Origin of the sequence: Pseudoclavibacter sp. CFCC 13796 (assembly GCF_008831185.1) — a bacterium.
In the GTDB taxonomy this organism is placed as follows: Bacteria; Actinomycetota; Actinomycetes; order Actinomycetales; family Microbacteriaceae; genus Pseudoclavibacter_A.
This window is the reverse complement of sequence record NZ_WBKD01000002.1, coordinates 83828-108417: the sequence shown is the minus strand read 5'-3', so window position 1 is coordinate 108417 and position 24590 is coordinate 83828. Positions and strand designations below refer to the sequence as shown.

The following is a 24590-nucleotide window of genomic DNA, read 5'->3' as shown; positions in this document are numbered from 1 at the left end:
GTACGATAGAGAGCGCGGCGTCGAGGCCGCCTCGCGCGACACGATCGCGCCCCATGTGCGCCCCGCGCTCCACCATCCCCGAGCTGGCAGCTGCACCACGACAAGAACTCTGTAGACCTCTCTGAGGAAGGACGAAATGACCGAGACGAACGCGATGACTTTCGCGAAGCACCTGACCACGAACCCCACCGATGCGGCGAAGCGCAGCGAGATTCTGAAAGATCCGGGGTTCGGCGTGAACTTCTCGGATCATATGGTCACCATCGACTACAGCCAGGACAAGGGCTGGCATGATGCGCAGGTGCTGCCGTACGGGCCGCTCTCGGTCGATCCGGCGGCGAGCGTCTTCCACTATGCGCAGGAGATCTTCGAGGGGCTGAAAGGGTTTCGCCACGACGACGGCAGCGTGTGGACGTTCCGTCCCGACCGCAACGCCCACCGCTTTCAGCGCTCGGCCGAGCGCCTGGCACTGCCGCAGCTGCCGGTCGACACCTTCGTGCAGTCGCTGAAGGAGCTCGTCGAGGTCGACGCCGACTGGGTGCCCGACGCTGAGGGCGAGAAGAGCCTGTATCTGCGCCCGTTCATGATCGCCACCGAGGTGTTCCTCGGCGTGCACTCGGCGCATGAGGTCAAGTACGTGCTGATCGCCAGTCCGGCGGGGCCGTACTTCAAAGACGGCGTCAAGCCTGTCAACATCTGGCTGTCGACCGACTTCTCGCGCGCGGCCCTGGGCGGTACGGGCGAGGCCAAGTGCGGCGGCAACTACGCCGCCAGCCTGGAGCCGCAGGAAGAGGCCTACCGCAACGGCTGCTCGCAGGTGCTCTTCCTCGACGCCGAGACGCACACCAACGTCGACGAGCTGGGCGGCATGAACATCATGTTCGTGACCAAGGACGGCCGCCTGGTCACGCCGAAGCTCACCGGATCGATTCTGCACGGTGTGACTCGCGAGTCGGTGCTGCAGCTCGCCGAAGAGGAGTTCGGTCTGAAGACTGAAGAGACCTCGGTGTCGCTCGACTGGTGGCGCGACGGCGTGGCTTCGGGCGAGATCACCGAGATCTTCGCCTGCGGCACCGCAGCGGTCATCAACCCGCTCGCCGAGCTGCGCAGCCCGGACTTCACGATCGCAGCCCCGGCCGAGACCGCTGGCAAGATCACTTCGGGGCTGCGCAAGGCACTCACCGACATCCAGTTCGGCCGCGTCGAAGACAAGCGCGGCTGGCTGACGCGTCTGGCCTGAGCCGTTCAAGAGTCAGTCTCTCATCCGAAGGCGGCGGCACTCGTGCGAACTGCGCAGGTGTCGCCGCCTGACTTGACCAATGGAGTGAAGCATGAAGATCGCACGTTTCAGCCACGAAGGCGCTGACCCGGCATTCGGAATCATTGACGGGGACGAAATCGTCGTCCTCAGCGGAGACCCGATGTTCGCCGGCTACGACACGACGGGCGATCGCGTTCCGCTTGCCGAGGCGCACCTGCTCGCCCCGGTCATCCCTCGTTCGAAGGTCATCGCGGTGGGGCGCAACTATGCTGCGCACGCGGCCGAGAAGGGCAACGCGGTGCCGACGCATCCGCTGCTCTTCTTCAAGCCGAACACCTCGGTGGTCGGCCCGGGCGACCCGATCGTGATTCCGGAGTTCGCCGGAACCGTCGAGCCCGAGGCAGAGCTGGCGATCGTGATCGGCAGGGTCGTGAAGAACCTGCCACGCGAGCACTGGCAGAAGGCGGTGTTCGGCTACACGCTGGGCAACGACGTCAGTGCGCGCACGCTGCAGCAGGGCGACGGGCAGTGGGCTCGGGCAAAGGGAATGGACACGTTCTGCCCGCTGGGCCCCGTGATCGAGACCGAGCTGGATCCGGCGGCAGTGACGGTGACCTCGTCGATCAACGGCGAGGCTGCGCAGTCGGGCGAGACGAAAGACTTCATCTTCGATGTGCCGACCCTGCTGGAGTTCATCAGCCAGGCGTTCACTCTTCTGCCGGGCGATGTGATTCTGACGGGAACGCCTGCGGGCGTGCGGCCGATCGTGCCCGGAGACAGCGTGACAGTCGCGGCCACGGGCATCGGCGAACTCACGAACCCGGTGCGCGCTGCACTGTGAGGTGCGGCGGTCTGCAGGCCGCCTTCTGCCGACTCAGCTCACCGAGCGCAGCGAGCCATCGTCATCGGCACGATGCGTGTGCGGCCCCAACAGCTCATGCGCGATCGGGCAGCGGCCGCAGGTCTCGGCGTCTTCGTCAGGCATGTCGACCTGGATGCCGTAGAGCGCTTCGAGCGCATCGACGAAATCGTGCGGACGATCTTCGGCCGCCAGCTCGCGCGAACGCTGCATCGACGTGTTCAGCAGCACCCCCACCAGGTGGTGCAGAGCCTTCTCAGTGTTCGCCTGGCTCGGCTCATGGCGTCGTGACCGTTCGATCTCGGCATCGAGTTTGTCGAAGAACATCGCCTTCAGCTGGGCGAGGCCGCGGCCCACACGCTGCTGATTGCGCTGCTGGTGGAAGCTCTGTGCAGCCTCGTCGACGAGCGAACGTGCGTCGTCGCTTGATCTCAGCTCGCTCAGCGGCGCATGCAGCTTGATCGTCTCGAGATCGAGCAGCTCCACCTCGGGCAGGTCGGTGACGTCGACGGCCACGTTGCGCGGCATACCGAGGTCGATGACGAGCTGGCGCGCGGGCAGGTTCGGCACTGCTGTGACCGAACTGACGGAGCCGTGATCGAAAGGGCACCCGGTGGCGTCCGCGTCGCTGCCTGCCGCCTCGACGGCGGCCCGCGACACCCCGGTGTGGGCGGCCTCGGTGCGGCTGGCGCGCAGGAGTGCGGCGTCGATCACCGTGTGCGGCGACGTCGTGCAGGTGACGATCAGGTCGGCGCAGGCGAGCTCGTGGGTGAGGCGCTCTGGCCTCACCGCGCGCAGTTCGCGCATCTCGGCGAAGTGCTCGGCGCGGCCGCTGGCCGAGTGCACGGCGATGTCTGTGACCCCGCGGGTCTTCAGCGCGGCGACGGTGACGCGTGCGTACTGTCCGGTGCCGACCAGCAGCACGCGCAGCCTCGACCAGTCCACGATGCGGCTGTCGCTGAGGTCGAGCGCCAGCTGCACGATCGAACGGCCCATGCGGCCGAGCTTGGTCTGATTCTTCACCTCGCGCGAGGTCTTCGCTGCGGTCTGGAACAGTCGCTCAAGGTCAGAGGTCGTGGTGCCGATCTCGCGAGCGTGTTCGAGCGCGTTGGCGACTTGGCCAGAGATCTCTGTCTCTCCGACGACCAGCGACTCGAGCCCGGCAGTCACCGAGAACAGATGTTGGGCGGCGGCATCGCCGACATAGACCGCACTGCCGGTCTTCAGATCTTCGTATTCGACACCGGTGTGCGCACAGACCGCCTGCCAGGCGGCCACCACCGCGAGACGGGGATCGGACCCTTCGGGCTGGCGCACATCGAGGTACGCCTCGAAGCGGTTGCAGGTGGCGACGACGACGGCGCCACTGAAGAACTCGTTTCGAGACGTGAGGGTGCGCGCAGCGTCAGCGGCGCCGGAAAGTCCCTCGAGCAGGGAGAACGGCGCGTTTTTATGACTGGACGACACGCAGAGAAGCACGTCTGACATTCTAGGCGTTTGGTGTCAATTCTCTAAATCGTCAGATGTTTGCGAGAATGGGGTCGTGAGTCTTTCTGCCGCACATCCCCTGAACCCGGTTTCTCCGGCATCGAACCCCCCGAAGTCCACGGCTGACTCGGCCCTGGTGCGCGCTCTGCGGGGCGAGCCGGTCGACCACGTGCCGGTGTGGTTCATGCGACAGGCGGGTCGGTCGCTGCCTGAGTATCGCTCGGTGCGCGAGGGCATCGCAATGCTCGACTCCTGCCTGCGGCCCGATCTCGCCGCCGAGATCACCCTGCAGCCGGTGCGTCGCCATCATGTGGATGCCGCGGTCTTCTTCTCTGACATCGTCGTTCCGCTGAAGCTGGCCGGGGTCGATGTCGACATCGTTGCGGGGCGGGGTCCCGTCTTCGGCTCGCCGGTGCTCACCGCGGCCGATGTGGATGCACTGCCCGAGCTCACCGCCGATCAGCTTGCCCCGATCGCCGAGGCCGTGCGGCTCACTGTCGCCGAACTGGGCGACACTCCGCTGATCGGCTTCGCGGGTGCGCCCTTCACTCTCGCTGCCTATCTGGTCGAAGGCGGCCCGTCGAAAGACCATCTGGCCGCGCGCACGCTCATGTTCGCCGAACCCGAGGTCTGGGATCGTCTCGTGATGAAGATGGCCGACTACTCGGCGGCGTTCCTGCGCGCGCAGGTGCTTGCCGGCGCCTCGACCGTGCAGCTCTTCGACTCGTGGGTCGGGTCGCTGGCACCGACCGTCTACCGTGCTCATGTGCGCCCGGCATCCGCTCGCGTGCTCGCCAGCGTCGCCGATCTGCGCACTGCCGACGGACGCGGCGTGCCGCGCATCCACTTCGGTCTCGCCGGGCCTGAGCTGCTCTGCGACCTGCGCGATGCGGGCGCTGACGCAGTGGGCGTCGACTATCGCACCGAACTCGCCGACGCGATCAACCGTCTGGGCGTCGACGTGCCCGTGCAGGGCAATCTCGACCCGGCGCTGCTGGGCGCCCCGGCCGCCGTGCGCGAAGCAGCGGCCGATCGTATTCTGCGGGCCGGGCAGCGAGCCGCCGGGCATGTGTTCAACCTCGGTCACGGTGTGCCTCCGGCGACCGACCCCGACGTGCTCACACGCCTCGTCGCACACGTGCACGCATGGGAGGCGACCGAGCGGTGACCGACGAACGCGACGCTGAGCTCGACGCCGACCTGCTGGTCGTCGGCGGCGGCATCGCCGGGCTGGTCAGCGCCTGGACGGCTGCTGAGGCCGGGCGGCGTGTGACGGTGCTCGAGGCCGCAGACCACGTGGGCGGGCCGGTTGCGTCGCACGTGCTCGCCGGCCTTGAGATGGACGCCGGCACCGAATCGTTCGCGACCCGCGGGGGCCGGGTCGAACCGCTGCTGGCCGAGCTCGGGCTGGCCGACCGGGTGGTCGAGCCGAACCCGGTGGGTGCGTGGGTCGGGTACCGCTATCAGGGGCGCTTCGCCGCAAGTCGTCTGCCGCGCACGGGCATGCTGGGCATTCCGGGCGATCTCGACGAACACGGCACAGCATACGGCGAGCTCGTCGAAGCCATTGGGGTCGAGGGGGCTCGTGCTGCTCGACATGATCTGACCCTGCCGCCGGCCGTGGGCGTCGACGCGACCGATCCCGGTGCGACGACCCTCGGCGCATTGGTCGAGGCGCGCATGGGCAGTGCGGTGATCGATCGTCTTGTGGCGCCGGTCGCCGGCGGCATCTACTCGGGCGACCCCTATGAGATGCCTGTCGAGTCGGTTGCGCACGGCCTGCTCTCAGCGCTCGTCGAGGTCGGAACGCTCAGCGGCGCGGTGCGGCATCTGCAGGCGCAACGGGCTCCGGGGTCCGCTGTGCGCGGCCTCGTCGGGGGCATGCACACGCTGACCGATCGACTGCGCGACCGCATCGTTGCGGCCGGTGGTCGCATCCTGCTGCACCGAGAGGTCGATCGCATCGAACGCACGGCCGAAGGATGGCGCGTGCGGGTCGCTGCGGTCGGAGACCGCCCGAGCAGCGGGTCGCCGATGTCTCCGGGTGCGTGCCATCCCGGCTCACAGACATGTCACACCGCATCCCAGCTCGTGCTGGCGACCACGGCCGACCCTGCCCTGCGGCTGCTCGAGCTCTCAGAGGCGGGCTCGTGGACGCCTCCTGCCGCAGTCGCCCTCGTCACGCTCGTCGTCGACGATGCGCGACTCGACCTCGAACCGCGCGGCACCGGAATGCTCGTCACCGCAGATGCGCCTGATGTGCAGGCGAAGGCGATGACCCACGCCTCGGCCAAATGGCGCTGGATCGCCGACGCGGCAGCATCTGCCCACCCCGGCCGCCACGTGCTGCGACTGAGCTACGGCCGCGCGGGGCAGCCGAGCACGATGACCGACGACGAGCTGTGCGCACAGGCCGTTCGCGACGTGCGCGTGCTCACCGACGTCGACATCGCCGATCGGGCTGTGGCGGCGACGGCGGTGCATCGCTGGCTGAACGTGCAGCCGAGTGCTCGGGCTGATGAGATCCGGCAGACGGTGGATGCCGCAGCCGCGAACCTCGGAGACCTCGCGGTGGTCGGGTCGTGGCGTTCGGGAACCGGCCTCGCTTCGGTGCTTCCGTACGCTCGTGAACAGACACTGAGACTGCTGGCTCGCCACGATCGCCCTCGAAACGGCGCATCGGGTGCGAGCACAGCAGACACAACATATGAAGAGGTGGCAAAGTGACAGGCACGACCATTCGTCTCGGCACACGAGGGTCTCGACTGGCGGTGGCGCAGTCGCAGCTGGTCGCCGACGCGCTCGAAGAGGCGACCGGACGTTCCGTCGAGCTCGTGCAGGTGGTCACCCACGGCGATGTGTCCAAGGCATCGCTTGCGCAGATCGGCGGCGTCGGCGTCTTCGCGACCGCCCTGCGGCAGGGGCTCGCCGCCGGCGACTACGACGTGGTCGTGCACTCGTGCAAAGACCTGCCCACCGCGCAGGAGCAGCACCTCGACATCGCCGCGATGCCCGAGCGAGCTGATTCGCGCGACGTGATCGTGACCCGTGGCGGTGAGGGCCTGAGCGGTCTCGTGCAGGGTGCTCGGGTGGGCACCGGGTCGACACGTCGTCAGGCGCAGCTGCGCCGGGCACGCCCCGATGTCGAGATCGTCGACATTCGTGGCAACATCGACAGCCGCATCGGTCGGGTCTACGACGATCTGGACGGCGTCGTGCTGGCCGCCGCGGGGCTGGAACGGCTGCCCTCGGCGGCCGCCCACCACCACGAGGCTCTGCCCGTCGACACCTGGGTTCCCGCACCGGCGCAGGGCGTGCTCGCCGTCGAGACGAGGCAGGGAGAAGGCAGCCTGGTCGCGACCCTCGACCATGCGCCGACGCGTCTTGCTGCGACGCTCGAGCGTGCTGTGCTCGGCGGCCTCGGCAGCGGATGCGCCGCTCCGGTCGGCGTGCACGCGATCGTCGCGTCTGACCTGCGGTCGGTCGAGCTGCATGCCCGCGTCTATGACCTGTATGACGCGCAGCACGACGTCGCCGTCGACGAGGTTCTCGAACTCGGGAAGATGCTCGGCGCGGGTGCTGCACACGGCGCCCGGCAGCTCAGTGCAGCTGGTGCGGCCGACGCAGCGGCGATCGAGGCGTGGACCGCTGTGGAAGGCGAACGCGTCGCGCAGCAGCTGATCGCCGAAGGCGCCGCCCGAATCATCGCAGCGGCAGACGCACGGAGGTCGGAGTGACCGACGGCGCAGCTGTCAGCGCCGACGCACACGAGGCTGCCAGCGCAGGGCTGCGCGGATGGCGTGTGCTTGTGCCTCGCGGCGGGCCAGGCGGTGAGCGCATCGCTGCTGAGGTCGCCGCTCGGGGAGGGGAGCCTGTCGTCGCGCCGTTGATCCGAAGCATTCCGCCAGCAGACGCCTCGAAGCTCGAAGAGGTGGTCGAGCGTCTGCAGTCGGGAGACTACGCCTGGCTTGTGCTCACCAGTCAGCGCACGGTCGATGCCCTCGCCGACTGCGGTCTGACGTTCTCAGCGCCTGCCGGCACGCCGGGCTTCAGCACCGCGTGCGTGGGCGCCACGACGGCCGCAGCTGCGGAGGAGCGGCTCGGACTCAGCCCAGATCTGCTCCCGCAGAAGCAGAGTGCGCACGGCCTGCTCGACGTCTTTCCACGACCTGACCACGCTCGTGCCCGGCTTCTGCTGCCGCACTCGGCGCAGGCACATGACTCGCTCGAACGGGGGCTGCGCGCGCTCGGATGGCAGGTCGACACCGTCGACGCCTACCGCACCATCGGCATCGCACTGTCGCAGCACGCCATCGAAGACGTGCGCCGCGGAGCGATCGACGCCGTGCTCGTCACCAGCGGCACGGTGGCGCAGCAGGTCGCCATCCAGTTCGGAGCATCCGCCGCGCAGACCGTGCTCGTCTCGATCGGAGAGCAGACGACGAACGACGCCGAGACACTCGGCCTCAACGTCGCGGCGACGGCGCGCGAGCACAGCATCCCCGGTCTGCTCGACGCCCTCGCCGAGGTCGCCGCAGGCCGCCGTCGCACCGGCGCGGCCACCACCATTTCGCGTGCACCCAGCATGCGCGCACCCAGCATGCGCGCACCCGGCGCTGCGTCGGTGCACGCCGCACCTGCACGCACAACAGACATCACAGACGACAACCACTGAGGAGTCAGCATGAACGACAGCACATCTCACGACATCAGCTCTGCCCGGGGCCTGCCCGCCGGAGGATCCCACGTTCCCGGTGATCCCGGGGCCCCAGCGCTCGCGGCCTTCCCGCGTGTGCGTCCTCGGCGTCTGCGCCAGTCGCCGGCCGTGCGCCGCATGGTGCGCGAGACCCGCATCGAGCCGTCGCAGCTGATTCTGCCGCTGTTCGTTCGCGAAGACGCCACCGAGCCGGTGCCGATCTCGGCACTGCCCGGCCAGGAGCAGCACACCATCGACTCGCTGCGTCGCATCGCCGCCCGTGCTGCTGAGGCCGGCATCGGCGGCGTGAATCTGTTCGGCATTCCGGCGCACCTCGACGCCGTCGGGTCGCAGGCGGATGCCGCAGACGGCATCGTGCAGCGCGGCGTGCGTGCGATGGTCGAAGAGGTCGGCGATGCGATCGTGATCCAGACCGACCTGTGCCTCGACGAGTTCACCGACCACGGCCACTGCGGCGTGCTCGATGCGCAGGGTCGCGTCGACAACGACGCCACGCTGGAGCGCTACGGCGCGATGGCGCTGGCTCAGGCCGAGGCTGGTTCGCACATGCTCGCGCCGAGCGGCATGATGGACGGCCAGATCGGCTACCTGCGCGACGTGCTCGACGCCAACGGCTACCAGGACGTCATGCTGCTCGCCTACGCGGCGAAGTACGCGTCTGGGTTCTACGGGCCGTTCCGTGAGGCCGTCGACTCGCAGCTCAAAGGCGATCGTCGCACCTACCAGCAGGATCCCGCGAACGGTCGCGAAGGCGTGCGCGAGGCTCAGCTCGACATCGCCGAGGGGGCCGACGTGGTGATGGTGAAGCCGGCTGCGTCGTTCCTCGACGTGCTCTACCGGGTGTCGCAGATCAGTCCGGTGCCGGTCTGGGCCTACCAGGTCTCGGGCGAGTACGCTTCGATCGAGGCCGCCGCCGCGAACGGCTGGCTCGATCGCGAACGGGTGATCGACGAGTCGGTCACCGGCATCTTCCGCGCCGGGGCAGAGGCCCTGCTGACCTACTGGGCGCTCGAGGTCGCCGACCGTCTGAAACACGGCAGCTTCGGGGAGTGAACCTGCCGCTGCGCGCCCAGTCGGTTCGGGTGCGCACCGTCTGCGCGGTCTGCGCGCGGGGTGCAGCCGACCACACGACCACGTGGGCAACAGGCGGACGCGAGCGGCGCATCCGCAGAAATGACTTCATCACAATCGAGAGGTGACACAGAACATGACTACGAACGCAGAGCTGTTCGAGCGCAGTGAGCGCATCATTCCGGGCGGTGTCGACTCGCCGGTGCGGGCCTTCGGATCGGTCGGCGGCGTGCCCAACTTCATCGCCAGCGCCTCGGGTGCGCACGTGCGCGACGTCGAGGGAAACGAATTCGTCGACCTCGTCGGGTCGTGGGGGCCGGCGCTGCTCGGCCACGCGCAGCCTGAGGTCGTGGCTGCGGTGCAGGCCGCCGCAGCTCGGGGGCTGTCGTTCGGAGCTCCGACCGAAGGCGAGGCCGAGCTGGCCGAGGTCGTCGCGCAGCGTGTGCGTCGCGGCGGGGTCGCCCCCGTCGAGCGGCTGCGCTTCGTGTCGACTGGCACCGAGGCGACCATGACCGCCATTCGACTCATGCGCGGGGCAACCGGCCGCGACCTCATCGTGAAGTTCGCCGGTCTGTACCACGGCCACAGCGACTCGCTGCTGGTGGATGCCGGGTCGGGTCTTGCGACGTTCGGCCTGCCCGCCTCTGCTGGCGTGACGGCGGCGGTCAGCGCGCAGACGATCGTGCTGCCGTACAACGACATCGAGGCCGTGCGTGCGCTCTTCGCCGAGCGCGGTGACGAGATCGCCGGCGTGATTGTCGAAGCCGCTGCGGCGAACATGGGCATCGTGCCGCCGCTGCCCGGCTTCAACGCCGAGCTGATCGAGGTCGCTCATGCTCATGGCGCGCTGGTGACGCTCGACGAGGTGCTGACCGGATTCCGCGTGAGCGACGCCGGCTGGTGGGGGTTCGAGAACGCCGATGCGGCCGAGCCGTACCGTCCCGACCTGATGACCTTCGGCAAAGTCATCGGCGGCGGCATGCCGATCGCTGCCGTGGGTGGCGCAGAAGAGTACATGAACCTGCTCGCGCCGCTCGGCCCGGTGTATCAGGCCGGAACGCTGTCAGGCAATCCGCTGGCGATCGCCGGCGGGCTCGCCACGCTGCGGCTCGCAGACGCCTCGGTCTACGAACGAGTGAACGCTGCCTCTGAGGCGCTGCAGGGGGCGGTGTCCGAGGCGTTGGATGCTGCCGGCGTCGCGCATCGCATCCAGCGTGCGGGGTCATTGTTCTCGATCGCGTTCGGTGCGCACGACGGTGCTCTGGTGAACTACGACAAGGTCAAGGCGAGCGAGACGTGGCGGTATGCGCCGTTCTTCCACGCGCTGCTCGACGGGGGAGTCGCGGCACCGCCGTCGGCGTTCGAGGCGTGGTTCGTCTCGGCCGCTCATGACCAGAGCGTGATCGACCGCATTGCCGAGGTGCTGCCTGCCGCCGCTCGTGCGGCAGCCGCTGCCGAGCGCCCCGCGACTCCGCCGATCGGCGGGTAGCGGCGGCAGTCCTGGCGCTGGCAAGCCGTCCCGTCACTGGGGTACCCGGCACAGTGACGTCAAGCAGACGAAGACACTTCGGTGAAGCCACCTGCTCAGCCAGGAGCAGATTGAGCTGAGGCGGGAGACGGCAAGAGGCTTCTGGCATTTCCGCAGTGCCGGAAGCCTCTTCTGCGTTGTGCTCAGTGCACTTTCGCAGTTCCTAGGCCAGCCCACGCCCCCGGTTCACCATCCCTCTTGCGCGCCCAGTCTGTGTTCAGTGCACTTTCTCATTGGCCAGGCCGGTTCGTGCTCGCTGCACCACACGTTCTGCCCGTCCTGCCGGTACAAGCCTGCATCGATCCATGGCAAATGCTGTCCCAGCCCATCGAGTCATGCCAAGTTCCATGTCTCGATGGTTGTTGAGGTCATTTGCCATGTCTCGATGGTTTTTGAGGTCATTTGCCATGTCTCGATGGGTGGCGACGTCATTTCCCATGTCTGGGTGCGGCGTGACGGGCATCTGTGAGAGACAGAGATGGGGCCGCCGAACGAATCGGCGACCCCATCGAATTCAGCGGCTCGGCTCAATCGAGCAGAGCGATCACGCCCACTTCGAGGCGAGGTGATCGGCCTCGATCCAGCGCACGGTGCCCGACTTCGAGCGCAGCACGATGCTCTGCGTGTGGATGTAGCCGTTGCGCGGCCCCTTCACGCCCTTCAGCAGCACGCCATCGGTCACGCCCGTGCCGACGAAGTAGGTGTTGTCGCTGGCGACCAGCTCGGAATCGGTGTAGATCTTGTCGATGTCGAGACCTGCGTCGATGCCGCGCTGGCGCTCGGCGTCATCCTTCGGCGCCAGACGCCCCTGCATGACGCCCTTGAACGCCTTGATCGCCGCTGCGGTGATCACGCCTTCGGGGCTGCCGCCGCGGCCGAGCAGCATGTCGGCGTCGCCCCAGGGACTTGCCGCGTTGATGCCGCCGACGACGTCGCCGTCGAGAATCAGGTTGGTCTTCGCCCCGACCGAGCGAATGCGCTCGATGAGCTCTTCGTGACGCGGGCGGTCGAGCACGATGACGGTCATCTCGCTGACGGGCTTGCCGAGTGCCTTGGCCAGCTCGCGGATGTTCTCTTCAGGGGTCATCTCGAGCGAGACGACGCCTTCGCCGATCGAGCTGGTGACGATCTTGTCCATGTAGAACACCGTCGAGGCGTCAAGCATGCTGCCGCGGTCGGCGACGGCCATGATCGACACGGCGTTGGGGCGGCCAGCCGCAGTCTGCGTCGTACCGTCGATCGGGTCGACTGCGATGTCGGCCTGAACGCCGGTGCCGTCACCCACGTGCTCTCCGTTGAAGAGCATCGGCGCGCGATCTTTCTCGCCCTCGCCGATCACCACGACGCCGTCGAATGCAACCGTGTGCAGGAACTGGCGCATGGCGTTGACAGCGGCCCCGTCGGCCTCGTTCTTCTGGCCACGGCCGACCCACACCGACCCGCGGATCGCTGCGGCCTCAGTGGCACGCACCAGCTCCAACGCAAGGTTGCGGTCGGGCTGCTGAGACTGTTCAGTCATCTGAAAACTCCTAAAAGCTGCCGACCGCATTTCGATCGGCGCGTCAGCCTCCATCTTACCCGGTACCGGTGACAACGGCGGCTGAACGCGGAGTGCCGAAATCACCCGCGCAGCAGCTCGGCCGCGAGCGCCGCGGCAGCCGGAGAGATGCGGCTGTGTCCGACCGGCTCCGCTCGCGAGGCGAGGCGCTTCTCTCGGGTCTCGCGAACATCCCCGAGATTGGCGAACAAGGTGACGTAGCTGCTCACGTCGGCATACAGCGCCGACTCGTCGACGCCGCCGCCGCTTGCCGTGCGCCAGCCGAACGCGGTCATCTCGGCGGCGATCAGACGCATCTCGGGCTCGCGGCCCTCGGCGGCGACGTGCAGCAGGTAGAGCAGCCGGATGAACTCTCGCGGATCGTCCAGAGTCTCGGCGCCCAGCCGTGCGCGCAACGCGGTGACGAAGACCGCCGCATCGGTGCGGGCCTGGCGACCGGCGCGCGACAGCAGAAGCTGCCCGCCGCGCACGTAGAGCAGCCCGAGCCGCTGCAGCAGCGCACGCAGGTTTGCGACCGGCGGGGTCGAATCCTCGCGTGTGGCGCTGCCTGGCCAGCCGTCGCACGAGGGCAGCAGCTGCGCGACGGCCGACACGATGTGCGGGCGCAGCCGCCCGGCCTCGGTGAGCTCGGCCCCGTCGTCGCCGATCAGGTCAAGCACGGCCATGATCGGTGCGAACGCTGCGGCGAACGGGGGGTCGAGCTGCGCGTCATCGGTGGATGCCGCGCCCGCGCCCGCCGCGCCATCGTGCGCCCGCAGCAGGCCGTCGACGATCTGCGCGCGATGCAGAGTCTCTTCGGCGATCGACGCCGGTGCCAGCCGCACGAGTCGCTGCACCGCAGCGCCCAGGTGCTCGAGCCGTCGAGCTGCCAACAGCTCGATCGACGCATTCACCTCGGCGACCGAGAACCGGTCTGGGGCGAGCTCGGCGAATGCCGACGGGTCACCCGCCGTGACCAGCCCCCGCGTGTTCTCAAGCGGGGCGGCCCGGCGGCCGTCGACACAGGTTGCGGCAGGGGCATCCGCAGTCGACGCCCCCGGTGCCTCAGAGAGTTCGACGACACGCTCGAGACGCAGCGTCACCTGCCAGTGATCGCCGTAGTCATAGACGTAGAACAGTCGGTCGCCCGGCTGCTGCAGGGCCTCGTCGAGGTGCACTGAGGCCTCGGGTGTGCCTTCGGCGTCGCCCTCTTCGAGGTCGTACTCGCAGATGAAGGGCTCGACGCCTTGGCTGAGTGGCGACCCGCCGAGCGCGAAGCGATGCAGATGCGTGTCTTGCCAGGCGAACGCGGCCTGCAGAATCTGGTGCACCTGATCGAGCGTGAGGTCGCTGCGCAGATCGAGACGGCGCCAGATCTGCCGTTCATGGGGCGTGGGCTGCGTGGCTGAGGTCGCCTTAACGCTGTTGGCAACGGTCGCGTCGGGTGAGGTATCGATGTCGAGGTCGAGATCAACGCGGATGCGCAGCATCGCCGGTCGCGCAAGTCGAGGCCGGCGAAGGCTCGGGCGCTGTTCGGTGAGTTCGGACAATATGGTGTCGGGCTGCGGTGCATCGATCGCGTTGAGCAGCTGCAGGGCCTCTTCCGCAGAGAACTGACCGACGAGCGCGGCGAACCGCTGCTGCAGATCGCGGTCGCTGCGGTCTGGATCGTTCTCTTTGTCTGGGCCGTTCTCTGCGTCTGCGGCGGTCATGCGCACAGCCTACGGGCTGAGCGCCTCGCACGCGAGGGGGGACAGACACCGTTGCTGCGCAGCGGGCGTCTTGTCGGAACGGCCGCTCTGGTGCGTGGTCAGCGGCGCCAACACTGTGACACGGAATCCAGGTGTCAGCACGAGGATTGCAACAGGTCAGCATTCGCTGTATGGTCAGCATGTGCTGACCATTGCATCTCGGATTGAAGTCATGAATCGGCTGGGACGTGCGATGGCCGATCCCACCCGGTCACGCATCCTGCTGTCGCTGATGCGCAAGCCGGGATATCCGGCTCGCCTGGCGCACGACTTGGGGCTCACCCGAACAAACGTCTCGAACCATCTCACCTGTCTGCGTGGCTGCGGCATCGTGGTGGCCGAACCAGAGGGTCGGCGCACCCGCTACGAGATAGCCGACCCCCATCTCTCAGCGGCGCTCGACGCCCTGATCGACGTCACTCTTGCAGTCGACGAGGGTGTGCCCTGCATCGACGAATGCAGGCGAGCGCTGTGATGACACTTCTGACTCGCGAACGTTCGGCTGTTCTGCGCAGGCGCATCAGAGGCATCGTGGCCATAACCATCGTCTGGAATGTCATCGAAGCGGTGATCTCGTTGCTCGCCGGTCATGCGGCATCGTCGGCCGCACTGATCGGTTTCGGCCTCGACTCGGTCGTAGAGGTGCTCTCAGCAGCCGCGATCGCCTGGCAGTTCGCTTCGCCGACTCCTGAACGTCGGGAACGTACCGCTCTGCGTGTCATTGCGTTCTCGTTCTTCGGGCTTGCGCTCTACATCACGGCAGATGCGCTGCTCACGCTGTTCGGCGTGCAGCAGCCGGAGCACTCGCCGGTTGGCATCGTCATCGCAGGGCTCAGCCTCGTTGTGATGCCCGTGCTGAGCTGGTTTGAACGGCGCACAGGCCGGGAACTCGGGTCTGCTTCGGCCGTTGCCGACTCGAAGCAGACTCTCATCTGCACGTACCTCTCTGCAGCAGTGCTGGTCGGCCTGTTGCTGAACAGCCTGCTGGGCTGGGGATGGGCTGATTCGGTCGCTGCGCTGGCCATCGCCGTGTTTGCCGTTCGCGAGGGCATCGAGGCATGGCGGGGTGACGCCTGCTGCGCCTCATCGGCGGCGACTGCGATCGCTGCAGACGAAACGGAGGACGAACGTCACGACGACTGCTGCGCGCCGCACGGTGCACCGCACTGAGTGGCGATCGATTGAACGGGAGAACGACGAAGCGGCCCTGACGGCTGCACTCGCACCCGATACCTGCGTGACTCGCGCATCAGCACTGGGTCAGGACGCCTGCGCTGTCGAGCCGCAACTCGACGTCGAGGCGCAGGCGTTCGAGAAACGCCCGATCGTGGCTCACCACGATCACCGCACCGCGGTATGCGTCGAGTGCTTCGACCAGTCGGTCGACACTCGCCATATCCAGACTGTTCGTCGGTTCGTCGAGCACCAGCGCCTGCACTGCCGGAGTCGCCAGCAGCACCTGGGCCAATGCCACACGGAAACGCTCGCCGCCGGAGAGCGAGACGACCGGAGCATCCGCCATACGGCCACGCAGCAGCAGCCGAGCGAGCTGATTGCGCAGTTCGCGGTCGCCCAAGCCCGGAGCGAAGCGTGCCACGTTCTGCACCACGCTCTCGTCGTCGTGCAGCGAGGCGAGCTGCTGCGAGAGGTATCCGACGTGATCGACGAAGAGCTTGCCGTGCGCCGTCTTCGCTCGGGCACCGCCAGGCTTCGCTGCGGCGACGTCGGCCTGACCGCAGAGCATCGCACCCAGCAGCGTCGACTTGCCGACGCCATTCGGGCCGGTGAGAGCGACGCGCTCCGGGCCCTGCACCACGAACTCACGCCCGTCGGCGCCGGTCAGGCACGCGACGCGGCGGCCCACCGGCACGTCGGGGTCGGGCAGCTCGATCACGATGTGCTCGTTGTCGCGCACACGAGACTCGGCATCGTCGACGGCACGCTGTGCGGCATTCACTCGATCGTCGAGCGTGCCGCGGCGGGCCGCCTGCGACTTCTCGGCCGAATTGCGCCGGTCGTTGACCACGGCTTTGACGAACTTGCGATTCACGGCGTCTTTGCGCCCCTGCCGCGCGGAGTGCGCAATGCGCTGCTCGGCCTGCGTGCGCTGCCGGCGTTCGGCCTTCAGCTCCTGCTCGGCCGACCGCAGCGCCTGTTCGGCGGCCTGCTGCTCGTTGGTGATCTGAGCCTCGTACGCGCTGAACGCCCCGCCGTACAGGGTGATGCGCCCATCGCGCAGCTCGGCGATCGCATCGACATGCTCGAGCAGCTGGCGGTCGTGACTGACCACGATGAGGGCGCCGCGCCATCCGTCGATCAGACGATAGACCTGCTGGCGCGCGTCGGTGTCGAGATTGTTGGTGGGCTCGTCGAGCAGAGCGATGTCAGCTCGGGAGCGCTGTACCGCGAGCTGCACGCCGACGATCGCAGCGAGCATCGCCTCGCCGCCCGACAGCGTGTCGACAGTGCGGTCGAGTCCAAGATCGACGCCGACCGCGGCGAGGGCGGCGCTCGACCGCGCCTCGATATCCCAGTCGTCGCCGATGCGTTCGAAGATCTCGGGGTCGACGCCGCCGCGCTCCACGGCAGCGATCGCGTCGAGCACCGCGCGCACACCGAGCAGCTCGGCGACCGTCTGGTCGGGATCGAACCGTTGGGGCAGGCACGCGACGACGCCCGAACGCGTGATTCGGCCATCCGTCGGCTGCAGGCGACCGGCGAGCAGCGCGAGAGCGGTCGACTTGCCGGCGCCGTTGTCACCGATGAGGCCGGTGCGGCCGGTCGGGAACGCGGCGGTCACGTGCGTGAGGATGCTGCGGCCGTCGGGCCAGGCGAAGCTCGCGTCGTGCAGCGCGATGGAGGATGCGGGCGTAGAGGTACTAGGGGAGTGGTGGGTTGGCAAAATGGTCTCCAGAGTGTCAGAGGATGCTGACACGAGACCGCGCGACAGTCGGCGCAAGGGTCGGTCAGCGATGGATGCTGGAACCGAATGCCCTCAACCTGATGCCTTTGCGCTTCATCTCTTCTCACAGCGGCCGTGTGCCGCAGAGATGCTGGGAGCAACGATAGTTGAGCGGTGGCGTGCGGGCAAGGTCGCGCGGGCAGAGTCCGTCTGGTGTCGGCTCTGCCCGCGCATGGCCTCTTCTCAGCGCGCCGACGGGCCGATCAACAGAGTCGCGGCTCGTGGTCGATGACGCGACGTGGTGACCGAGTCACCGCACCGTCCATCCATTCGACGACCCAGTCGTCGTCGGCGCTGAAGTGCAGCATATGCACATTCGCACGCACCGTCGGCATAGCCATGCCGCGGTCGGTCGGTCGCGCCGGGGTGATGAACCTCGTGTCTGACGTGGTCAGCAGCCGGTCCATCTGCGGCCAGTTCCAACCGGGAAAGTGCTCGGTGACGTAGCGCTCAGTCATGCCTCGACTGAGCGGAACAGGATGGTCGAAGCGAATGAGCGCTCCCAGAGCACTCCGGTCAAGGCGGAAGGGCATGGCATGTGCGGCCTCCCGGTCGGCCTCTGTGGCGGCGTCATCAAGCTGTGGCTCACCTGACGCGTCGGTGACGGCGTGCTGGGTGCGAAACTGAACTCCGGTCTCGCCATCGTCGGCGAGCGCAAGCCCCGCTGCGAGGCGCAACGTCTCAAGCTGTGCGACGATGCGGTCGTTCTGCCTGTCGATGAAGGCCTGCGCAGACTGGCTGCTGAGCGATTCGGCGGATGCCGGACTCGCCTCGTCTGGCCCGGTGCTTCCGCCAGCGCGGGTGAGATCGGTCGACCCGACCACTTTGTTTCTATTCATCACCGTCACCCGCAGGAGTTCGGCTCCGGTGAGCTGATCCAGACGTGCAGCGATGATCAGCGGAGCCTGAGACCAGCGCACGCCAAGTCGGATTCGTGCCACACGGGGCGTGGCGTCGTGGTGGCTCTGCTCGCGGTCGCCGGGCAGGTTCGGGGAATCGGTGTCTTTGCACATGATATGCCTTCCATCAGAGCTTGCGCGCGACGTCTGTCACGTGCCCGTTCTTCTCCTGGGGCACCCGGAAAGATGGATCGGGTTGCCGTGCGGCCAGCCAGGTACTGTCAGCCACAACTCTTGAACGTGGGTCAAGACTACCGGTACCCGACGACTGCCGTGTGTCAGGCGGTTCGATCCAGATTCTGTGAAGCCGCTTTCGGCGCGGTGCGTCTGGAGGTCAGACTCGAAGGCGAGGCAGTTGTTGCAGGTTTTGCAACAACTGCCTGAGATGGCAAGACCTACAGCGTCGCTCTCTGCAACCTTGACATGGATATTTCGGTTGGCTATCGAGTGAAATCTCATGAAGGCGTGCGCTTTCGGCGCTGGGCAACCTTGGTACTGCGGGATTATCTGCTCATCGGTGTGGCGATTGATCGTCAACGCCTCGAACGGCTCGGCAAGGTCGTGCAGATTCTCAGCCGCTCGACCGATGAGCTTGCGTCGGGTATGGGCTGCTGTATCGAGATTCAGGCATCGCGATCATTGACAATGGGGCACTTGCCGCGCTCACACTTCTCGTCGCGAACTCTGACCCGCGAGAGAAAGAACTGCTGGTGCACCTGATCATCAGAGTGATCACCGGTGAAAACTAGTGCGAGCGCATCAGCGGCGGGTTCAGCACACCATCCGTGACGTCGGTGCCCGGCGCCAGTCGATAGAGGGCGGCCGGGCGGCCCACTGCCTGCGCGCGTGATGAACCGGTTGCCTCAAGAAATCCGGGTGTTCCGACCGCCTTGCGATGAAAGTTGCGAGCATCGATCGATGCACCCCAGACGGCCTCGTACACCTCGCGCAGCTCGGCGATCGTGAACTCGGGCGGGCAGAAGGCCGTCGCCAAGGGGGAGTATTCGATCTTCGCTCTCGCACGTTCGACCCCGTCGGCGAGAATCCGTGCATGGTCGAAAGCCAGCTGAGCGCCGTCATCGCCCAGCACATCCGCCAGATCATGCCACGCGACTTCAGCGGCGTCGCCGCCCGCGCTCGGCACATCGAATGCCGGAGCGAGCGCGAGGTACGCGACCGACAGCACCGGCCCGCGTGGGTCGCGATGCAGCGGGCCGTAGGTGCGCAGCTGCTCGAGATGTCCGTTGGCACGCCCACTGTCATGTCCACTGAGGTGCGCGCTCGCGTGCTGACCTGTCGGTGCGTCAGAGGTGGGAGTCTGCACAATCAGCGCACTCGGCTGTACGCCTGTTTCTTCTTCGAGCTCACGTCGCGCGGCGTCTTCAAGGGATTCGCCGGCGAGCACGAAACCGCCCGGCAGCGCCCAGCATCCTCGAAACGGGTCGAGCATGCGTTCGACCAGCAGCACCTGCAGACGTTGGTTGTGCACGGTCAGCGCCACGACATCCACGGTGACGGCGATGTCGGCGGCAGTGCGGGGAATCGCTGCCGAATCGGTCTCACCGCGGCAGTCAGCTCGGACGTCGGTGTGAGTACCAGCCGCGTCGTCAGCATCATGACGAGTTCTGCTCATTGCCCGATGGCGCGGGATCTCCTTGGCGAACATACCCACAGCATAGCACTTATCGTCATCTTGACATTTACTCGAAGTTGCGGTTATCGTCAGACTGACATAAACAACCGTAACGAAGGAGCACACCATGGCAACCATCAAGAGGCTTCCCGGCGTCCGCCGCTTTCTCGGCACCCCGACCGGCTATGTCGTCCACCTTCGCAAGGGCCAGCTGACGCACGAAGGCGTTGGGCAGGCGTTCTGGTTCTCACCCGCGACCTCGGTGCTCAGCGAGGTGCCCTCAGACGACCAAGAGCTGCCGCTCATGTTTCACGCCATCACCGCCGATCACCAGGACGTCACCGTGCAGGCCAACGTGACCTTCGGTTTCGTCGACCCGGTCACGGTGTCGCAGCGCCTCGACTTCGGCATCTTTCCGGCGAAGGCGGATGCCACCTCGACCGGCCTGCAGCAGGTCACCACGATCGTGGGGCAGGTCGCACGCAGCATCGCTGTCGACCACCTGGCCACGATGTCGCTGCAGAACGCTCTGCGCACTGGGATCAGCGAGGTGCGTGCCGCCTTGGTTGGTGGCCTGCAGGCCGATACTCGACTGCAGAGCACCGGTCTCGCCGTGCTCGGCGTGCACGTGCTGGCGATTCGGCCCGAGGCCGATGTGGAGGTGGCGCTGCAGACGCCGGTGCGCGAGCAGCTGCAGGCCGAAGCCGATCGCGCGACCTACGAACGGCGAGCTCTCGCCGTCGAGCGTGAGCGTGCAATCTCAGAGAACGAGCTGGCGAGCAGCATCGAGCTGGCCACCCGACGCGAACAGCTGGTGGTGCAGGAGGGCGCCAACGCTCGTCGGCAGGCGGAAGAGGCTGCGACGGCTGCACTCGTCGAGACTCGAGCGGCGTCTGAACGACGCGAGATCGACGCGGCATCCCGGGCGCAAGAGGTGAGTGTCGTCGGTGCGGCCGAGGCCGAGCGCGAGACAGCGAAGCTCGCCGCCTACCGCGACGTCGATCAGCAGACCCTGATGGCGCTGGCGCTGCGAGAACTGGTCGGCTCTGGTGCGCTGCCGAAGATCGACAATCTGACGATCACGCCTGATCTGCTCACCAATGTGCTGAGCGCCTTCACCGGAAGGCGGTGAGTGCCATGCGCAGCAGAGCGGTCGTCGTCTACCGGCGCACCGAGCTCGATGAACTGCTCGATCGCCACGGCACTCGGGGGCAGGCCGAGTTCTTTCTGCGCACCCGTGGTCGCACGCTCGACGAGGTGCAGCGCCGCCACGACGCGGCTGCGGCGGCGCGCGCGGCAGTCGCGGGCGGGCTGCCCGAAGGGTGGGCGCTTGCCGAGGTCGAGCGTGAGGATCTCAGCCGCTTTCTGGTGGCACCTGAGGATGTCATGGTCGTCGTCGGTCAGGACGGTCTCGTTGCGAACGTGGCCAAGTATCTCGACGGGCAGCTGGTGATCGGGGTCGATCCGGAGCCCGGTGTCAACAGCGGGGTGTTGGTGCGGCACTCGGCTGACGAGGCGCTGAGGCTGCTGCGGGCACCGGAATCGGCCGCGGTGTCCGGGCTCACCACCGTCGAGGCGAGACTTGACGACGGCCAGAGTCTCTGCGCCCTGAACGAGGTGTTCGTCGGGCACCCGTCACACCAGTCGGCCAGATACCTGCTGCAGGTGGGGGAGTACAGTGAGCGGCAGTCGTCTTCTGGGGTTATCGTCGGCACCGGCACCGGGGCGACCGGGTGGTGCGCGTCCATTGCACACGACCGCGGAGGCAGACGCCTGCCTGCGCCGAACGACGCGAGTCTCGCCTGGTTTGTGCGTGAGGCCTGGCCGTCACCGGCGACCGGAGCGAACCTCATCGAGGGGATGCTGGGCGGATCGGCCAGCCCGGGTGCCGTCGCTGGAGGCGCCGCCGAGCTGGTCGTCACCGTCGAATCTGATCGGCTCGTCGTCTTCGGCGACGGCATCGAGAGCGATCGGCTCACCGCGAGTTGGGGGCAGGAGATTCGCGTCGGTGTCGGTGGGCGCAGGCTGCGGCTCGCCCTGTGAGGCGGGTCAGGTGCGCAGAGCGGCGACGAGCAGAGTTGCGGCATCTCTGACCTGCTCGACCTGCTCGGGCGCCAGACGCAGCCGTTCGAGCATTCGCCTCGGCACCAGCTTCGCCTGCGCACGCAGAGCCCGGCCCTCAGGCGTCAGCAGAAGTCGCCGGCGCCGGTCGTCACGCGGGTCTGGCTCTCGCGTGACCAATCCCTGCGCTTCGAGGCGACGAACCAGGCCGGTGAGTGTCGCAGTCTCCATGCTGAGTATGACCGAGAGCTCCGTCGCAGTGAGCGGGCTCTCGGATGCACCCTCGTCGTGGTCATGCTGCCAGAGCGCCAGCATGACGAGGTACTGCGGATGGGTGAGACCCATTGGCGAGAGGACGTGCCGGTACTCCTGAACCAGCAGTCGGGCGGCGACAGTGACGGGGAAGCAGAGCTGTGCTTCCAGACGAAGGAGTTCGTCGTCAGAGAGCGCGTCGTCGTGCGCCGTGGGAGCATTCGATGTGTTCACGATGACGGAGTCTCGTCGCGCGGATGTACCTGCCCAGGCTGAGCCGTGGAGGTTCTGCGCCTGACCTCTTCGAGGGCACGCACATCATCGGGTGAGAGGGGAGAGACCGCCGGCGGGCCGATGAATCTCAGCAGGAACCGTGTCCACTTGCTGTCATTGGGACGGCCCTGAGAGAGAGTGCGCTTGCGTGGCTCGGCGGGAATGTCATCTGGCATGGTTGTTAGTGTACTGACAGTCAGCACACATGCGACTTTGTCTGCGAGGGGTCTTCGCTCAAGGAGTGCGCCCAGAGAGAAGAAGGGCATTCAATGGTCGTGCGACACGCGCGAACTTGCATACAACATGTATCTCACAGAAATACCTCCGTGCCCGCCTATGGTCTGGCCACAAGGCATATAGAGTGCCCGGACAGCCGCCGCCCCTGCTTGACAGCCCATGCTCAGGGCCGGAAGATTGCTAGTGGCCGTACCACGATGCACGGCAACACTCCCCTGCAATGACGCGTCGAAAGCGTCATGCGGGAGCAACTATCGACAGAAAGAATTGAGATGACTCCCTCTCAAGAGACAACGGGCGCAGAACACCAGGCGATCGGTGCCTTTAAGAGCATCGTTGGTGCCGAGAACGTGCTGACGTCAGAACGCGCCACCATGCCGTTCAGCAAGGGCTACCGTTTCGGCGGCGGCCCCATCTTCGCAGTGCTGCGACCGACCACGCTGGTTCAGATGTGGAAGGCGCTGCAGGTCTGCGTCGACAACAACTTCATCGTCATCCCGCAGGCGTCGAACACCGGTCTGACGGGCGGATCGGGCCCGGGTTTCCAGCCCTACGACCGGCCGATCGTCGTCATCTCGACTCACCGCATCAACGACGTGTACCTCATCAACGACGCTCGCGAGGCCATCTCGCTCGCTGGCACCCCGCTGACGCACCTGACCGAAGAGCTCGCCAAGCACAACCGTGAGCCGCACTCGGTGATCGGTTCGACATCCATCGGCGCCTCGGTCATCGGCGGCATCTCGAACAACTCGGGCGGCAGCCAGATTCGCAAGGGCCCGGCCTTCACCCGCGAGGCGATCTTCGCCCGGGTGAACGAGCAGGGCAAGGTCGAGCTGGTCAACCACCTCGGCATCTCGCTCGGCGACGATCCCGAGGTCGCCCTCGACCGTCTGCAGCGCGGCGACTGGTCGCCCGCAGACGTCACTCCGGCACCCGCTGACACCAGCGAGACCGAGTACGCCGAGCACCTGCGCAAGATCGAGCCGACCCCGGCCCGCTACAACGCGAACCCCGAGTACCTCTTCGAGGCGTCGGGCTCAGCCGGCAAGCTCATGGTCTTCGCCGTGCGCACACGCACCTTCCCGCTCGAAGTGAACCCCACCATGTTCTACATCGGCACCAACAGCACGCACGAGCTCGAAGAGATTCGCCGCATGTTCCTCGAGGCCGACATGCCGCTGCCCATCTCGGGTGAGTACATGGGCCGCAGCGCCTTCGACCTGGCCGAGAAATACGGCAAAGACACCTATGTGTTCCTGAAGTTCATGAGCGCCGGCCTGCAGACCCGCATGTTCTCGTTCAAGACCTGGGCAAACGGTGTCTTCGGCAAGATCCCGGGCATCGGCCCGACCTTCGCCGACACCGTGTCACAGGTCGCGTTCGACCTGCTGCCGAACCAGCTGCCGAAGCGGCTGATGGAATACCGCAACCGCTTCGAGCACCACCTGCTGCTCACCGTGAGCGCCGACCAGAAGGTCGAGAGCGAGAAGATGCTCAAGGCGTTCTTCGCTGAGCCCGAGCACAAGGGTGACTTCTTCGTCTGCACCGCCGACGAAGAGAAGAGCGCTTCGCTGAACCGCTTCGGTGCGGCTAGCGCTGCGACTCGCTACGCCAACATGAAGCGCAAGCACATCGCAGGCCTGATTCCGATCGACGTGGCCCTGCGCCGCGACGACTGGGACTGGCTCGAGGTGCTGCCCAAGGAGATCGCCGATCAGCTCGAGGTGACTGCATACTACGGTCACTTCTTCTGCCACGTGATGCACCAGGACTACGTCGCCAAGAAGGGCGTCGACCCCGAGAAGCTGCACGACCAGATTCAGGAGCTGCTCGAGGCGCGCGGCGCGAAGCTGCCGGCCGAGCACAACTACGGGCGTCTGTACCACATGCCCGAGTCGATGGTGGAGCACTTCAAAGAGCTCGACCCGACGAACACTTTCAACGCAGGAATCGGCGGCACGTCGCCCAAGAAGAACTGGAAGTAATGTAGCGCGCTCAGCGGTGCGCTGCTGAGCGGTAGCGCGCTGCCTGACTCAAGAACCCGCCCGTGTGACTTCG

Annotated in this window: 20 protein-coding genes, 1 pseudogene and 1 riboswitch; of the genes and pseudogenes, 14 read left to right on the top strand and 7 right to left on the bottom strand. The window is 66.8% G+C overall.

The window, feature by feature from the left end:
• The first annotated feature begins 136 nt into the window (after nucleotides 1-136).
• Entirely contained in the window at nucleotides 137-1240 is a 1104-nt protein-coding gene (locus tag F8O07_RS09460) for a branched-chain amino acid aminotransferase (RefSeq protein ID WP_225732976.1), read from the top strand.
• Nucleotides 1241-1331: 91 nt separating this feature from the next.
• Nucleotides 1332-2102 carry a fumarylacetoacetate hydrolase family protein gene (locus F8O07_RS09455; RefSeq protein ID WP_158031956.1) on the top strand — a complete coding sequence of 257 codons (771 nt, stop codon included), beginning with the start codon at nucleotides 1332-1334 and terminating at the stop codon, nucleotides 2100-2102.
• Between the two features lie 33 nt (nucleotides 2103-2135).
• Here F8O07_RS09455 and F8O07_RS09450 read toward each other — a convergent pair whose 3' ends face one another.
• Nucleotides 2136-3599, bottom strand: a complete 1464-nt coding sequence (locus F8O07_RS09450) for a glutamyl-tRNA reductase (protein ID WP_158031955.1) — start codon at nucleotides 3597-3599, stop codon at nucleotides 2136-2138.
• Nucleotides 3600-3663: 64 nt separating this feature from the next.
• Between F8O07_RS09450 and hemE the strand changes: the two genes are divergently transcribed.
• The 6 genes from hemE to hemL all read left to right on the top strand — a co-directional run bounded on the left by hemE (nucleotide 3664) and on the right by hemL (nucleotide 10885).
• Complete coding sequence (gene hemE, locus F8O07_RS09445; protein ID WP_158031954.1) at nucleotides 3664-4776, top strand: uroporphyrinogen decarboxylase; 1113 nt, start codon at nucleotides 3664-3666, stop codon at nucleotides 4774-4776.
• Entirely contained in the window at nucleotides 4755-6335 is a 1581-nt protein-coding gene (locus tag F8O07_RS09440) for a protoporphyrinogen/coproporphyrinogen oxidase (RefSeq protein ID WP_158031953.1), read from the top strand. The genes hemE and F8O07_RS09440 overlap by 22 nt, the downstream gene beginning before the upstream one ends.
• On the top strand, nucleotides 6332-7345 hold the full coding sequence (hemC, locus tag F8O07_RS09435; protein WP_158031952.1) for a hydroxymethylbilane synthase: 1014 nt from the start codon (nucleotides 6332-6334) through the stop codon (nucleotides 7343-7345). Before F8O07_RS09440 ends, hemC begins: the two co-directional genes overlap by 4 nt.
• Nucleotides 7342-8283 carry a uroporphyrinogen-III synthase gene (locus F8O07_RS09430; RefSeq protein ID WP_158031951.1) on the top strand — a complete coding sequence of 314 codons (942 nt, stop codon included), beginning with the start codon at nucleotides 7342-7344 and terminating at the stop codon, nucleotides 8281-8283. The genes hemC and F8O07_RS09430 overlap by 4 nt, the downstream gene beginning before the upstream one ends.
• A gap of 9 nt (nucleotides 8284-8292) precedes the next feature.
• Nucleotides 8293-9378, top strand: a complete 1086-nt coding sequence (gene hemB, locus F8O07_RS09425) for a porphobilinogen synthase (RefSeq protein WP_158031950.1) — start codon at nucleotides 8293-8295, stop codon at nucleotides 9376-9378.
• Between the two features lie 154 nt (nucleotides 9379-9532).
• Nucleotides 9533-10885 carry a glutamate-1-semialdehyde 2,1-aminomutase gene (hemL, locus tag F8O07_RS09420; RefSeq protein WP_158031949.1) on the top strand — a complete coding sequence of 451 codons (1353 nt, stop codon included), beginning with the start codon at nucleotides 9533-9535 and terminating at the stop codon, nucleotides 10883-10885.
• Between the two features lie 583 nt (nucleotides 10886-11468).
• Here hemL and glpX read toward each other — a convergent pair.
• Both glpX and F8O07_RS09410 read right to left on the bottom strand, forming a co-directional pair.
• Nucleotides 11469-12443, bottom strand: a complete 975-nt coding sequence (gene glpX / locus F8O07_RS09415) for a class II fructose-bisphosphatase (protein WP_192496746.1) — start codon at nucleotides 12441-12443, stop codon at nucleotides 11469-11471.
• A gap of 101 nt (nucleotides 12444-12544) precedes the next feature.
• Nucleotides 12545-14173: a plasmid pRiA4b ORF-3 family protein gene (locus F8O07_RS09410; protein ID WP_158031948.1), complete on the bottom strand. Its 1629-nt coding sequence runs from the start codon at nucleotides 14171-14173 to the stop codon at nucleotides 12545-12547.
• A 181-nt stretch (nucleotides 14174-14354) separates the two neighbouring features.
• Here F8O07_RS09410 and cmtR point away from each other — a divergent pair, with 181 nt between their 5' ends.
• Nucleotides 14355-14687: a Cd(II)/Pb(II)-sensing metalloregulatory transcriptional regulator CmtR gene (cmtR, locus tag F8O07_RS09405; protein ID WP_158031947.1), complete on the top strand. Its 333-nt coding sequence runs from the start codon at nucleotides 14355-14357 to the stop codon at nucleotides 14685-14687.
• Nucleotides 14687-15382, top strand: coding sequence for a cation transporter (locus tag F8O07_RS09400; RefSeq protein WP_158031946.1), 696 nt, complete (start codon nucleotides 14687-14689; stop codon nucleotides 15380-15382). Before cmtR ends, F8O07_RS09400 begins: the two co-directional genes overlap by 1 nt.
• A 79-nt stretch (nucleotides 15383-15461) precedes the next feature.
• Here the strand turns inward: F8O07_RS09400 and F8O07_RS09395 are convergent, their stop codons facing one another.
• Nucleotides 15462-17114 (bottom strand): ABC-F family ATP-binding cassette domain-containing protein, encoded by a 1653-nt coding sequence (locus F8O07_RS09395; RefSeq protein WP_158031945.1) that lies wholly within the window; start codon nucleotides 17112-17114, stop codon nucleotides 15462-15464.
• A 263-nt stretch (nucleotides 17115-17377) separates the two neighbouring features.
• Nucleotides 17378-18187 (bottom strand): hypothetical protein, encoded by an 810-nt coding sequence (locus F8O07_RS09390; RefSeq protein ID WP_158031944.1) that lies wholly within the window; start codon nucleotides 18185-18187, stop codon nucleotides 17378-17380.
• 11 nt (nucleotides 18188-18198) lie between these two features.
• A riboswitch (SAM riboswitch) is annotated at nucleotides 18199-18313 on the bottom strand.
• Nucleotides 18314-18475: 162 nt separating this feature from the next.
• Between F8O07_RS09390 and rhuM the strand changes: the two are divergent.
• Nucleotides 18476-18793: pseudogene (rhuM, locus tag F8O07_RS10750) on the top strand (RhuM family protein); the annotation flags it as partial.
• A 25-nt stretch (nucleotides 18794-18818) separates the two neighbouring features.
• On the opposite strand, the gene F8O07_RS09380 reads toward rhuM, so the two are convergent.
• A complete protein-coding gene (locus tag F8O07_RS09380; RefSeq protein WP_158031943.1) occupies nucleotides 18819-19706 on the bottom strand; it encodes an NUDIX hydrolase in 888 nt (295 codons plus the stop codon).
• A gap of 127 nt (nucleotides 19707-19833) precedes the next feature.
• Here F8O07_RS09380 and F8O07_RS09375 point away from each other — a divergent pair, with 127 nt between their 5' ends.
• Both F8O07_RS09375 and F8O07_RS09370 read left to right on the top strand, forming a co-directional pair.
• On the top strand, nucleotides 19834-20838 hold the full coding sequence (locus tag F8O07_RS09375) for an SPFH domain-containing protein (protein WP_158031942.1): 1005 nt from the start codon (nucleotides 19834-19836) through the stop codon (nucleotides 20836-20838).
• A gap of 5 nt (nucleotides 20839-20843) precedes the next feature.
• A complete protein-coding gene (locus F8O07_RS09370; protein WP_158031941.1) occupies nucleotides 20844-21749 on the top strand; it encodes a hypothetical protein in 906 nt (301 codons plus the stop codon).
• Between the two features lie 6 nt (nucleotides 21750-21755).
• Here the strand turns inward: F8O07_RS09370 and F8O07_RS09365 are convergent, their stop codons facing one another.
• A complete protein-coding gene (locus tag F8O07_RS09365) occupies nucleotides 21756-22253 on the bottom strand; it encodes a MarR family winged helix-turn-helix transcriptional regulator (RefSeq protein ID WP_225733268.1) in 498 nt (165 codons plus the stop codon).
• Between the two features lie 548 nt (nucleotides 22254-22801).
• Here F8O07_RS09365 and dld point away from each other — a divergent pair.
• The gene (gene dld / locus F8O07_RS09360) at nucleotides 22802-24517 is read left to right on the top strand and encodes a D-lactate dehydrogenase (protein WP_158031940.1); all 1716 of its coding nucleotides are present in this window, start codon (nucleotides 22802-22804) and stop codon (nucleotides 24515-24517) included.
• Nucleotides 24518-24590: the final 73 nt, after the last annotated feature.